The organism is Flavobacterium sp. (assembly GCF_044371705.1).
In the GTDB taxonomy this organism is placed as follows: domain Bacteria; phylum Bacteroidota; class Bacteroidia; order Flavobacteriales; family Flavobacteriaceae; genus Flavobacterium.
In genome coordinates, this window is sequence record NZ_JBILTE010000077.1 from 1 (window position 1) to 11,928 (window position 11,928).

13 protein-coding genes and 1 riboswitch are annotated in these 11,928 nt (G+C 34.5%); of the genes, 8 read left to right on the forward strand and 5 right to left on the reverse strand.

Going from position 1 to position 11,928, the window contains the following annotated elements; all coding sequences use genetic code 11:
* Nucleotides 1–114: 114 nt before the first annotated feature.
* The 3 genes from ACIQ2S_RS06950 to ACIQ2S_RS06960 form a co-directional block, all read right to left on the reverse strand.
* Complete coding sequence (locus tag ACIQ2S_RS06950; protein ID WP_396174322.1) at nucleotides 115–888, reverse strand: ABC transporter ATP-binding protein; 774 nt, start codon at nucleotides 886–888, stop codon at nucleotides 115–117.
* Between the two features lie 29 nt (nucleotides 889–917).
* A complete protein-coding gene (locus tag ACIQ2S_RS06955) occupies nucleotides 918–1,874 on the reverse strand; it encodes an iron chelate uptake ABC transporter family permease subunit (RefSeq protein ID WP_396174349.1) in 957 nt (318 codons plus the stop codon).
* A gap of 137 nt (nucleotides 1,875–2,011) precedes the next feature.
* Nucleotides 2,012–3,142 carry an ABC transporter substrate-binding protein gene (locus tag ACIQ2S_RS06960; RefSeq protein ID WP_396174324.1) on the reverse strand — a complete coding sequence of 377 codons (1,131 nt, stop codon included), beginning with the start codon at nucleotides 3,140–3,142 and terminating at the stop codon, nucleotides 2,012–2,014.
* Between the two features lie 307 nt (nucleotides 3,143–3,449).
* Here ACIQ2S_RS06960 and ACIQ2S_RS06965 point away from each other — a divergent pair, with 307 nt between their 5' ends.
* The 4 genes from ACIQ2S_RS06965 (at nucleotide 3,450) to ACIQ2S_RS06980 (ending at nucleotide 7,883) form a co-directional block, all read left to right on the forward strand.
* A complete protein-coding gene (locus ACIQ2S_RS06965) occupies nucleotides 3,450–3,941 on the forward strand; it encodes a hypothetical protein (RefSeq protein WP_396174326.1) in 492 nt (163 codons plus the stop codon).
* Between the two features lie 3 nt (nucleotides 3,942–3,944).
* Nucleotides 3,945–4,670: a hypothetical protein gene (locus ACIQ2S_RS06970; RefSeq protein WP_396174328.1), complete on the forward strand. Its 726-nt coding sequence runs from the start codon at nucleotides 3,945–3,947 to the stop codon at nucleotides 4,668–4,670.
* A gap of 8 nt (nucleotides 4,671–4,678) precedes the next feature.
* Nucleotides 4,679–4,947: riboswitch (cobalamin riboswitch) on the forward strand.
* A 30-nt stretch (nucleotides 4,948–4,977) separates the two neighbouring features.
* Nucleotides 4,978–6,807, forward strand: coding sequence for a TonB-dependent receptor plug domain-containing protein (locus ACIQ2S_RS06975; protein ID WP_396174330.1), 1,830 nt, complete (start codon nucleotides 4,978–4,980; stop codon nucleotides 6,805–6,807).
* A gap of 2 nt (nucleotides 6,808–6,809) precedes the next feature.
* Entirely contained in the window at nucleotides 6,810–7,883 is a 1,074-nt protein-coding gene (locus tag ACIQ2S_RS06980) for a YncE family protein (protein ID WP_396174332.1), read from the forward strand.
* Nucleotides 7,884–7,919: 36 nt separating this feature from the next.
* Here ACIQ2S_RS06980 and ACIQ2S_RS06985 read toward each other — a convergent pair whose 3' ends face one another.
* Complete coding sequence (locus tag ACIQ2S_RS06985) at nucleotides 7,920–9,371, reverse strand: S41 family peptidase (RefSeq protein WP_396174335.1); 1,452 nt, start codon at nucleotides 9,369–9,371, stop codon at nucleotides 7,920–7,922.
* Nucleotides 9,372–9,477: 106 nt separating this feature from the next.
* On the opposite strand from ACIQ2S_RS06985, the gene ACIQ2S_RS06990 reads away from it, so the two are divergent.
* From ACIQ2S_RS06990 to ACIQ2S_RS07005, 4 genes are read left to right on the forward strand one after another with little or no spacing between them, the layout of a single operon-like run.
* Nucleotides 9,478–9,987, forward strand: a complete 510-nt coding sequence (locus tag ACIQ2S_RS06990; protein ID WP_396174337.1) for an RNA polymerase sigma factor — start codon at nucleotides 9,478–9,480, stop codon at nucleotides 9,985–9,987.
* Complete coding sequence (locus ACIQ2S_RS06995; protein WP_396174340.1) at nucleotides 9,974–10,414, forward strand: hypothetical protein; 441 nt, start codon at nucleotides 9,974–9,976, stop codon at nucleotides 10,412–10,414. Before ACIQ2S_RS06990 ends, ACIQ2S_RS06995 begins: the two co-directional genes overlap by 14 nt.
* Nucleotides 10,415–10,422: 8 nt before the next feature.
* Complete coding sequence (locus ACIQ2S_RS07000; RefSeq protein ID WP_396174342.1) at nucleotides 10,423–10,953, forward strand: DUF4252 domain-containing protein; 531 nt, start codon at nucleotides 10,423–10,425, stop codon at nucleotides 10,951–10,953.
* 8 nt (nucleotides 10,954–10,961) lie between these two features.
* Nucleotides 10,962–11,489: a DUF4252 domain-containing protein gene (locus tag ACIQ2S_RS07005; RefSeq protein ID WP_396174344.1), complete on the forward strand. Its 528-nt coding sequence runs from the start codon at nucleotides 10,962–10,964 to the stop codon at nucleotides 11,487–11,489.
* A 68-nt stretch (nucleotides 11,490–11,557) separates the two neighbouring features.
* On the opposite strand, the gene ACIQ2S_RS07010 is transcribed toward ACIQ2S_RS07005, so the two are convergent.
* Complete coding sequence (locus ACIQ2S_RS07010; protein WP_396174347.1) at nucleotides 11,558–11,809, reverse strand: type B 50S ribosomal protein L31; 252 nt, start codon at nucleotides 11,807–11,809, stop codon at nucleotides 11,558–11,560.
* Between the last annotated feature and the right edge of the window lie 119 nt (nucleotides 11,810–11,928).

Genomic DNA, 11,928 nt, shown 5'->3' on the forward strand with positions numbered 1-11,928 from the left:
CTAGGGCAAGTATAAAAACTAGTGTAAAAATGAGAATATCTGACATTTGGAATTGATTTTAAGTGGAGTAAAAATAAGTAAAAGAAAATTGTGAATGATTGTAAAACAAAAAGTTTAACGAATAATCAACTTTCCCTTTTCTGAATCAAAACTTAAATTTTCAGTTGGGAATAAATTGGAAAAAGTACCGTCTATAATTAATTGACAAGGCTGATTTTGAATTACTTTTTCATTTGTCATCACTATCATTTCATCACTTAATTGAATAGCCAAATCGATATCATGCGTCGAAAATAAGATGCATTTCTGCGTTTCCATGGTCAACTTTTTCAATAATTTAAATAACGAAACTTTGTGCAGCAAATCAAGATGCGTGGCAGGTTCATCCAAAATAATTAATGGCGTATCTTGAGCTAAAGCACGAGCAATCAAAACTTTTTGCAGTTGACCGTCACTAATTTCATAATACTTTTGATGAATTAGCTGACCTATTTCTGTCAACTCAATTGCTTGTACAATCTGTTTTTTATCTGCTTCGGTAAGGGTTCCCAACCAATTGGTGTACGGCTGCCTTCCCAAGGCAATCAATTCATAAACCGTTAAATTACTTGGTGGTAATTTTTCAGTTAAAACCACACTGATTTGCTGGGCTAATGCCAAAGGCAGATAGGATTCTATAGGTTTGTCATTTAACAAAACAGTTCCTGAAAGTGGTTTTTGAATACCTGTTAATGTTCGTAACAAAGTTGATTTTCCAACACCATTAGCTCCAACTAAACCAATTAATTTTCCAGCATCCAGATGAATACAAACATCAGAGGCAATCACTTTTGTTTGAGCTTTTGAAAAGTAGCCGATACTTAGATTTTGGGTTTGAAGGATGTTCATTTTTTAAAGGTACTAAGGTTCTGAGGTTTTCAAATCATTATTTTTCGTTTTCGAACTAACAACCAAACCACAACCGGAGCTCCAACCATTGAGGTTATTGCATTGATTGGTAATGTATAATCACTACCCGGAAGTTGAGCAATACTATCGCAAACCAACATTAATATGGCTCCAATTAATAACGTACTCCAAAACAATAAGAAATGATTACTCGTCTGAAATAACAACTTTGCCAAATGCGGAACCGCTAAACCAACAAATGCAATTGGACCTGCAAAAGCGGTAATGCTTCCGGCTAAAATACTGGTGGCAAAAATAATGATGAATCGGGTTTTTTTAAAATTCAACCCTAGACTTTTCGCATAATTTTCACCTAAAAGTAATGCATTCAAGGGTTTGATACTCAAAATACTCAAAAGCAATCCTAAATAACAACAAACTGCCAAAATCAAAACTGAATTCCATGATAAATTAGCTAAACTTCCCATCGACCAAAAGGTAAATTTTTGCAATTCTTGAGCTGTGCTGAAATAACTCAACACACTTACGATGGCACTAGTAAAACTGCCAAACATGAGTCCGACAATTAAGATAGCCATCGTATCCCTTAATTTTTGTGACACTATCAAAACCGCCATTAAAACTAAAAAACTTCCAATGGAAGAAGCAATGACAATGCCATAATCAGAAAGTAAAAAAGAAGGTAAAAAACCGGCTCCCATAATCATAAAAGCGACACCTAAACTGGAGCCAGAACTTAACCCCAACACATACGGACCGGCCAATGGATTTCTGAAAAGCGTTTGCATCAACAGACCTGAAATCGACAATCCCATACCTACTAAAATAGCAGTGATTGCTTTCGGAAGTCGGAAATTCCAGAGAATAATTTCCCAAGAACTTTTGATTTCATTACCCAACACTGAATCAAAAATCGCAACTGTCGGGATGGACACAGAACCCAAACTGAGGTTCAGAAAAAACATTCCGATTAAAACGAAACTTAAAATGGAAAAGAGTATTTTGTTTTTTTGATTAAACACAAATTTAAACCATTAAGAAATTAAGATTTGGTAAGAAAAGTGTAAATATACTAAGACTAAAATTAAAAGATTTTTTTTTATTAGTTCAATTGTTCAAAAAAGTACAAATCATATTCCGGCAATAATTCGGGATGCAGAATTTTAATTAAATCTTTTAAAACTAAGTCGGGTCGGCTTGATGCTAATTCGTAGTAAATGACTCCGCCTGTTTTTCCCTTTTTGGAACTGAAGGAATATACTTTTTTCGTTTGAACAGCTTTGAAATAGCTGTAATTCGGATTCGCTTTTTCGAGTTCCTCAAAAGAAGAGAATTGTCCGGGACCAATCCAAAAATCGGCATTTTGTGCTTTCTCCAATACAGTTTCAAAGGATAAAGACAAACTTCCGGTTCCTCCGGAATCTTTCCATAAATAGTCGCCGTGAGCGTTATCTAAAAATTGAGCTGCCCAACTTTTCCCTTGGGGCAAATACCATTGGTCTTGATAAATTGCTCCACTTAAAATCGTTGGTTTTGAATCGGCTTTTTTTGCTAATTCTACCGCATCAAAATAATCCTTTTCAATTTTTTTGAAAACTAAATCTGCTTTATCTTCTACTCCGAATAAAACACCAAAAAGCTGAATCCATTCCGCACGTCCCAACGGATGTTGCTCGGTCCAATCGCCATTGTACAAAATTTTCAACCCATTTTGCTGCAAATGGTCGTACGTTTTCTTTTCACCGTCTACTCCAAAACCAATAATAACATCAGGTTGCATATCCAACAAAACTTCGGTATTTAGACTTTGATTAGTTCCAATCTCACGTACTTTTTTTGCATCGATTAAAGCTCTTGTTTTTTCAGAAGAAACATAATTGGTGTTGGGAAAACCAACTAAAAAATTCTCAACTCCAAGTAATTCTAAAACGGGAATATGTGTGGTAGATGTTACAACAATCGACCGAATAGGGACCTGAATGGCAGCATGATTCTGCAAACTATCCGGAATTGCCGCACCCTTTTGATGCAAAATATAAGTATAATTTTTAGCTGCTGTTGGCCATGGATTTGAAACAGTAACTACGGAATACGTATCAAATTTTTGAATGGAAAGTCCGTTTGCATAACGAATACTGTTTTGGGCAACAATGGAAACATCTTCATTTTTTTTGTTGTTTTGGCAAGCCAATAGAAAGAATGAATAGAGAACGAACAGCAAACGGATTTTCATCAATCAAGTTTTTTACAAATGTAGTTGTTTGTAACAAATGTTATAATGAAACTTGAATTTTGGTGCTATTTTTGACAAAATTTAAACCATGAGAGATTCAAGTACATTTATGTATATCGTTGGTGGAATCATCCTACTACACTTTATTGTGGGACTTATTTGGCTGCTTATAAAACTGTCCAAAAACAAGTAAATACTACTATGTTTTTGAATAGTAGTACTAAAAAAATAAATGTTTGAAATATAATACAGTTGAAAGCAACCATCATCATTTTGTTCCATCTAGTAAACAATAAAGTTAAAAAACATGAAAAAAATAGTAGTTGCCTTTGTTTGTTTAGTTGGATTGAACAGCTGTTTCCTTTCAAGCACTCCCGATGATTTTGAACCAATAGCAAGTTACAATCCGGTTATAATGGAGCGTTCAGAATTTGAACAATCGTTAGAAGTCTTGCCTCCGACAGCAATTGTTAATGCAGGTAAAATCTATATAAAGGATGGTTTTACATTTATTAATGATGTAAACCGAGGTTTTCATGTTTATAATTACAGTAATCCATCAAATCCGGTAGCAGTAGCATTCATAAAAGTCCCGGGTGCAACTGATTTATCAATTAGGGATAATGTTTTGTATATCAATCAAGCAGTTGATTTATTGACTTTGTTATATGACACATCTGCAAATGCTTTAGCCATTCAGGATCGTGACAGAGATGTTTTTCCTGAAAAAAAATCACCAAATGGAGATATGGCATCAACTTCTCAAAATCAAATCGTTGTAAACTGGACACAAAACTAAGCCATGAAAAAAATATTTTTACTTTCGTTCTTCTTTGTCTTTATCAACTGCTCCACTGATTCCGATTCAATTACAAAAGGAGACGGAACAGGAGGCTCCTTGGCAATCTTTGCTTTAAAAGGAAATTATTTATACACGGTTGATGACACCTCTTTAAATGTTTTTTCGTTAATCGAAACCAACAATCCGGTTAAAGTTAATGATTTACTTGTTGGATTTGCAATCGAAACACTTTACATATACGGTGAAAATCTTTACATGGGTTCACAGAATGGCATGTATATTTATTCGCTAGAAAACCCCGAAAACCCGCAGTTTCTTTCTAATGCACAACATGTAACTGCATGTGACCCCGTGGTGGCAAACAACACGCATGCTTTTGTTACACTACATTCAAGTAATTTTTGCGGCAACAACACTAATCTTTTGCAGGTCTATGAGACTTCCTCCTTAACAGATCCAATTTTAATTCATCAAAGAAATTTAACCTTCCCGAGAGGTTTAGGGCTATATAATGACTATCTGTTTGTTTGTGACGATGTAATTAAAATATTCAGCGTTCAAAATCCTGCTGAACCAATTGTAGTAGGTAGTATCCAATTGAACTGTTTTGATGTCATTATCAAAGGAAATGAATTATATGCTATTGGCGACAACGGTCTATACTTGTATGAGCTAAATCAACAGAATATAGAAAATTACACTTTGAAAAGTTCCATATCGTTTTAAAAATAGTACTTTTACACTCGTATTTAGGTTGCACTGCTGACTTTTTCAGTAGTACATTAAAAGGGAATCAGGTGAGAATAGTATTCTTATATTTTGTTTTTCAAATTGGAATTTGGAATTTAAAAATTAGAATTTAGTTTAAATCCTGAGCTGTACCCGCAACTGTAAGCTATCAAGCTTGTTGTTACACTTTTTATACCACTGTTCGCCGCGGCGAACGGGAAGGTTCAACAACAAGACGCAAGCCAGGAGACCTGCCAAGTACGTAACAACTATCAAACCTTCGGGAAGAAAGGTTTTGAAAATTATGACTTGGAAAAATCTATATTGCTGTTGGGCTTTTTTGCTGTATTCATTTACGTGGGGACAGAATGATTCGATTATTCGGTTAAACGAAGTAATTGTCTCCGATTCACAACTAAAAAACTTTTCGAAATCGCAAACTGTAACTATTTTCAACGACAGTATTTTAAACAAAAATCAAAGTTCGTTGACCTCCCTATTATCGGCCAATTTTACTATTTATTTCAAAGAAAATGGAGCGGGAATGGTTTCTTCTGCCTCGTTTAGAGGTACAACTGCTCAACAAACAGCGGTTATTTGGAATGGAATCAATATCAATTCGCAACTAAACGGTCAAACTGATTTCAATACAATCAACCCAACTGATTTTACAAATATCAGCATTAGACCCGGCGGCGGAAGTGTAATTTACGGTAGTGGAGCCATTGGCGGAAGCATTCATTTGAATTCCGAATTAAAGTTTAATACACCAACCTCTCACCTATTACGATTAAATTATGGAAGTTTTGAAACTTTTGGAGGAAACTATCAAATTGAAATTGGAAAAGAAAAATGGGCTGTTCAAGCGAGCATTTCGGCAAATAGTTCTGAAAACGACTATGAATACATGGGCTACAATAAAAAAAATGAAAACGGTGAGTTTGCCAATCAAAGTTATAATTTTAGTGTCGGACACAAAATAAATGCGTCTAATTTTATTAAATTTTACAGCTATTTATTTAACGGAGAGCGACATTTTTCTGGCACCATCACTGTTAAATCTAACGACAAATACTTGGATTTCAATACCCGAAATATGCTTGAATGGATTCTTTTCAAAAATAATTTTACTTCAAAAGTTAAAGCAGCCTTTCTAGCAGAAGAATACAAGTATTATGAAAACAAGAATACAAGTACATTCACTTTCGGAAAAGTCAAAAGCGTGTTTTTCAGACATGAGTTTTTATACTCCTTAAGTGAAAACATCAAAATTAATTCGCTACTTGATTTTACCCAAAGTTTTGTGGAGGGAAGCGATTTGATTGCTGATAAAAGAACCATAGGAACCGCAAGTTTGCTCTGGAAACACCAACTCTCAACTAAGTGGAATTATGAACTGGGCATTCGTCAGGAAGTAACGGATTCGTATGAAAGTCCGCTCTTGTTTTCAGCAGGAACTTCCTTGCAAGTAAAAGATTTTTACACCCTCAAAGGGAATCTTTCTAAAAACTTCAGAATCCCAACCTTCAACGATTTGTATTGGCAAGGAAGCGGAAATAGTGACTTAAAACCGGAACACTCTATGCAAGGAGAAATTGGCAACGAAGTAACTATTAAAAATTCAAAATTGGTGGTTACGGGCTTTCTTATAAAATTAGAGGACATGATTCGTTGGATTCCCTCATCAAGCGGACTTTGGCAACCGGAGAATACACATGGCGTTACAAACTATGGATTGGAAACACGATTGGAAACTAAAAAAGCATTCAACCAACAAGTACTTTCATTAACTGCGAGTTATGCCTATACTGTTTCAGAAAATAATCAAACCAACAAACAACTCACCTACGTCCCGTTTCATAAGGCAAATGCTAACCTTGCCTACCATTTTAAAAGTTTTACAGCGTATTACCAATGGGTGTATACCGGAGAAGTATTTACCTCCTCAGACAACTTTTACAAACTTGACGATTATACACTTTCAAACATTGGATTTGATTACAATTTTGGCAAAAAGAAAACATACTTACTGGGATTTCAAGTTCTAAATCTGAGTAATGAAAACTACCAAAATGTACTTTCCCGACCAATGCCGGGAAGAAATTTTAAACTATATCTAACCCTAAATATATAATGATGAACGTAAAAAAAATTGGAATTCTAATCACTCTTGGCGGATTATTCTTAACAGCATGCACCAACGACGATGGTATTTCTGGACCTTTAGGAGCCTATGATGATGGATTGCTTATCTTAAATCAAGGAAATTTTGGTGGAGGAAACAGCTCTATTTCCTATTGGTCAAATGATTTTTCGACTTTTGAATTGAATGCTTTTGGTTCCGTAAATCCTTCGGTTCCTTTGGGAGATACCGCACAGGATGTAGGATTTTATGGTGACAAAGCCTATGTGGTTGTAAACTTATCAAATACTATTCAAGTGGTCAATCGTTACACATTAGAACATTTGACCACGATTTCAACCGGATTATCCAATCCGCGGTACATTGCTTTTTCAAATGGAAATGCCTATGTGACCAATTGGGGTGATGCCGAAAACGATCAGGACGATTATATTGCAGTGTTGAACCTAAACAGTAACACCGTTACAACAACAATACCAGTGGCTGAAGGGCCGGAACGAATTTTAGAACACAACAACAAATTATATGTTGCTCATATGGGTGGTTACAATTTCGGAAACACTATTTCAGTCATTCAAACCGGTTCAAATGCAGTAACATCGATAGAAGTGGGTGATGTTCCAAACTCAATGGTTTTGGTAAATAACGATTTGTATGTGCTGTGTGGCGGGAAACCATCTTGGGTTGAAGAACCTGCAACTGAAACATCAGGATCACTTGTTCAAGTGAATCTTTCCACCAATACAGTAACTTCTGCCTTACCTTTTTTGGTAGAAAACCATCCCTCTAACTTGGTAGTATTTGAAAGTAAATTTTATTTTACAGTAAATTCAGATATTTTTTCTAAAATAATTGATGCAAATACCATTCCTTCAACACCTATTTTTAGTACTACCGCACAAGGAATTTATGGTGTTTACAGTTTTGCAATTGCAAATAATAAAATATTTGTGGGCGATGTTGCGGATTATAATTCAAACGGCAAAGTGTATGTTTACTCTTTAAGCGGTACTTTAGAAAATCAACAAATCGTTGGTGTGATTCCGGGTGGATTTTACTTTAATTAAAAAAAGAGGATGTTACTATAAACATCCTCTTCTTTTTTATTTTCTGAGTAATTGGTCAAATCCTTCCGGCACCTTATCCAAATACATCTCGGTTCCCAACGTCCGCAATTCTTTGACATTTTTAAATTCTCTCATTTGTAAAGAAGGTTGTTGCCTAACCATTCGACCATTGGCTGTGATTATTCCAATAGTTGTGCTAAGTAAAGGTTCATCAACGTCTCCCAAAGTGCCAAGATTTCCTAAATTCTCTTTTAATAAAGTTGAAGGTTGCAAACCGTTTTGGTATTCGCCAAATCCATCTTTATTGACAATTTTCAAAACTATAGGTTGCATGGCATATTTGTGATTCGGATTTTTATTTTGCGAACCAAAAGTAGGTGAATCATACACGGTAATCGAGCCTACGTTTTTTCCGGTTGTGACATCTCCAATCTGTACCACATCGATATAAGGATTCAAACCATTAATTAAAAGTTCACTTGCAGATGCGGAACTTTTTGAGGTAATCACATATACTTTAGTAAGGTTCAGACTATTGATTGGTGTACCGTTGCCTAAAGAATTTGTATACCTATTTATAAGTAACTCCGGGTTGTTTTCATTATAAAAATCCTCCACTTTTTGATTCCACTGCTGTTTAGCAAACACCTGACCATTAAATTGACCGGTAATCATACTTGCTAAATAAGTAGCTGTATTGACCGAACCCCCTGAATTATAACGCAAATCAACAATTAGATGCGTAACTCCTTGAGCAGAAAAACTATTGAAAGCCTGATTCAACTGTGAATCAAAACCAGAAAAGAAGCCATTGTAAACCAAGTACCCAATTTTTTTATCACCATACGTATAAACGTTTGTATAATAAACCGGGTTTTCGGAATATTCCGTTTTAGTTAAACTCACCGATTCACCGTTTGGAGTGATTGCTCCGCCGTCAAAATCGGCTAGATTTAAAGTGTAATTTTCGGCACTTAACAATTGTTGGTAGTTATTTACCGTAAGTGGAGTACCATTGACTGCATAAAAAATGTCTCCTCTTTGAATTGGTTTGCTTGAAGCATCAGAATTGGGTAAAATATATCGTACCCATCCGAATATTTCTGTTTGACTGCCTTGTTTGTAAACCAAACCAAAATCAACACCATTGTTCTTTGCTGTACCTTGAAGAACTCCTTGCAAAACATCATAATCATCAAAAATAACACTAAAACGATCGATAGTTCTGTCGACAATTAAATGTTCAAACAAATCTTCCGGAGCTGAATAGTTATCTAAAAAAGAATTCAACTGACTTTGCGTACTAAAACGTGTATCTAGCAAATCGGGCGAATCTGCTTGCCAGTAATAATACAAATTCAGTCCTTTCCAAACAAAATCATTCACTTCTAAGTTTGCAGGAACCGGAATGTCGTCTTTATCTTCGCAGGAAATAAACACACAAGTGAATAACACCAGTGCAAGTGTAATTTTCAAATATACTCTCATAGCATTTTTTATTGAAACGTAAATTTAGCAACTTTAGTTTTATTTTGGATTGTTTGTTACAAAAAAAGTTATCAATCGTCTTATTCTTATATCCTAATTCAGAAAAATGAACCAAACTGAGTTTGTTCAAATCATTCAACCATTTAAAGACAAGATGTTTCGTCTTGCAAAAAGATTGCTGGTTAGTGCGGAAGAAGCTGAAGATGCCACCCAGGAAGTTCTAGTAAAATTGTGGAATAAAAAAGAGACGATTGAGGGACTTAAAAGTATTGAAGCGATGGCAATGGCCATCACTAAGAATTACTGTTTGGATCAATTAAAGTCGAGGAGAGCTTCGAATTTAAAGATTGTGCACAGTAATTATCGCGATAAAGAGAGTGGTGTTTATCAAAAAACAGAAGATAAAGATTCGTGGAGTTGGGTAGAAAAATTGATTAATGAATTGCCCGAAAACCAACGTTTAATTATACAAATGAGAGATATAGAAGCCTATGAGTTTGAAGAAATTGCAGAAATTCTACAAATAAATGAAGCTGCCATTAGAGTCACATTATCAAGAGCACGAAAAACAATTAGAGAAAAAATGACAAATACCCATAATTATGGAATCAAATAATATAGAACAACTGCTGGAAAAGTACTTTGAAGGAGAAACTTCAATTGTTGAAGAGCAAGTATTAAAAGACTATTTTAACTCTGAAAATATTGCTTCACATTTAGAGATACACAAACCGATATTTAGTTATTTTTCTGCTGCAAAAACAGAAAAAATGAATTTAGCTCCTGCATTACCATCAAATAAACGATTTAAAACCGCTTGGATTGGTGTTGCAGCCAGTTTTATAGTTGCAGTTGGAATACTAACTTTTTGGGACAAGCCTTCAGAAAAACAAGATGAACTTGGTTCGTTTGAAGATCCCGAAATTGCCTTCAGAGAAACACAAAAAGCACTGGCCATGCTTTCTGTAAACGTAAATGTTGGCATTCAAAGCTTGGAATACGTTAATGAGTATGAAAAATCAAAAAATGTAATTTTTAAATAAAAAAAATCATGGTAAAAGTAATCACAACCCTAATTTTAACCTTTGTAACAACCGTTTTATTTAGTCAGTCAGCATTCGACAAATTTGACGGACCGGAAGATATAACTACTGTCATCGTCAACAAAAAAATGTTTGAAATGATGAGTAAAGTAAAGGTGAATCCCAACGACAAAGAAGCCATACAATATATGGAACTCGTAAAAAAATTGGACAATCTAAAAGTGTTTGTAACTTCCAACACAAAATATACGGCAGACATGAAAGCTACCGTTGACAAACATTTAAAAACGGCAGGATTGGAAGAATTAATGAGAATTTCTGAAGGTGGTAAAAGTGTCAAAATTCATGTAAAAACCGGCTCAACCGAAACACGAGTAAAAGAACTTTTAATGTTCATTGAAGGAGGTCCGAAAGACAAAGAAACCGTTTTAATGGTCTTAACCGGTGATTTTGAATTGAATGATATTTCAATTTTAACCGAGAAAATGAACATTCCGGGCGGTGAAGATTTGAAAAAAGCTTCGAAAGTTAAAAAATAATTAAAAAAATGAGAAAAATTATCATTTTGTTATCAATAACCTTATTGATGGCATGCAATCAAAATCCAACTTTACAAAACTATTTTGTAGAGAATACCGAATCAACCGATTTTATTTCGATGGATGTTTCGCCTAGTATCTTAAATATTAAACCGGACGCTTTAACTCTTGAACAACAAGACGCCTTAAAATCATTTAAAAAATTGAATGTGCTTGCTTTTAAATTAAATGAGCAAAATCAAGCAAAATTTGCTCCGGAGCAAGAGAAAGTCAAAACCATATTAAAGGACGAAAAATACCAACAATTGATGAAGTTTGGTAATGGTAAAGACGGAGCAGCAGTTTATTTTGTCGGCAAAGACGATGCGATCGAAGAATTTGTAATTTATGGTTCTCAAAAAGAAAATGGTTTCGCTGTAGTGAGAATCCTCGGTGATAAGATGAATCCAGAACAATTCATGACTCTTTTCAGTGCTTTACAGCAATCAGACATGGATATGAGTCAGCTAAAACCTTTGGAAGGTCTTTTTAAATAATTCCAAAATTAAGTAAAAATACAAAATCCCGATTGCTCGGGATTTTTTTATGTGTAGAAGCAAAAAAATTATTTAGCTCTGCTTGCATATTTAGTTTTGAATTTATCAATACGACCAGCGGTATCAATAAGTTTAGATTTACCTGTGTAAAATGGGTGTGATGTTCTTGAGATCTCCATTTTGAATACAGGATATTCCACACCGTCAACAGAGATAGTTTCTTTCGTTTCAACAGTAGATTTAGTGATAAAAACATCTTCATTCGACATGTCTTTGAAGGCAACTAATCTGTAATTTTCTGGGTGAATTCCTTTTTTCATTTCTAAATTGTTTTATTTGTTATGAAGTAGTTTGTTTTGAAGCTTTTACATGAAAAGGTATAAACTTGCTACAACTTTTAATTTCTTATTTTTTATTGAGGTGCAAATTTAATTATATT

What these genes read in the sequence shown, in the direction of transcription:
- ACIQ2S_RS07010 (WP_396174347.1), bottom strand. Translation starts at nt 11,809, where the DNA reads ATGAAAAAAGGAATTCACCCAGAAAATTACAGATTAGTTGCCTTCAAA.
- ACIQ2S_RS07005 (WP_396174344.1), top strand. Translation starts at nt 10,962, where the DNA reads ATGAGAAAAATTATCATTTTGTTATCAATAACCTTATTGATGGCATGC.
- ACIQ2S_RS06980 (WP_396174332.1), top strand. Translation starts at nt 6,810, where the DNA reads ATGAACGTAAAAAAAATTGGAATTCTAATCACTCTTGGCGGATTATTC.
- ACIQ2S_RS06955 (WP_396174349.1), bottom strand. Translation starts at nt 1,874, where the DNA reads ATGTTTTTTCTGAACCTCAGTTTGGGTTCTGTGTCCATCCCGACAGTT.
- ACIQ2S_RS06965 (WP_396174326.1), top strand. Translation starts at nt 3,450, where the DNA reads ATGAAAAAAATAGTAGTTGCCTTTGTTTGTTTAGTTGGATTGAACAGC.
- ACIQ2S_RS06950 (WP_396174322.1), bottom strand. Translation starts at nt 888, where the DNA reads ATGAACATCCTTCAAACCCAAAATCTAAGTATCGGCTACTTTTCAAAA.
- ACIQ2S_RS06975 (WP_396174330.1), top strand. Translation starts at nt 4,978, where the DNA reads ATGACTTGGAAAAATCTATATTGCTGTTGGGCTTTTTTGCTGTATTCA.
- ACIQ2S_RS06990 (WP_396174337.1), top strand. Translation starts at nt 9,478, where the DNA reads ATGAACCAAACTGAGTTTGTTCAAATCATTCAACCATTTAAAGACAAG.
- ACIQ2S_RS06970 (WP_396174328.1), top strand. Translation starts at nt 3,945, where the DNA reads ATGAAAAAAATATTTTTACTTTCGTTCTTCTTTGTCTTTATCAACTGC.
- ACIQ2S_RS06995 (WP_396174340.1), top strand. Translation starts at nt 9,974, where the DNA reads ATGGAATCAAATAATATAGAACAACTGCTGGAAAAGTACTTTGAAGGA.
- ACIQ2S_RS07000 (WP_396174342.1), top strand. Translation starts at nt 10,423, where the DNA reads ATGGTAAAAGTAATCACAACCCTAATTTTAACCTTTGTAACAACCGTT.
- ACIQ2S_RS06960 (WP_396174324.1), bottom strand. Translation starts at nt 3,142, where the DNA reads ATGAAAATCCGTTTGCTGTTCGTTCTCTATTCATTCTTTCTATTGGCT.
- ACIQ2S_RS06985 (WP_396174335.1), bottom strand. Translation starts at nt 9,371, where the DNA reads ATGAGAGTATATTTGAAAATTACACTTGCACTGGTGTTATTCACTTGT.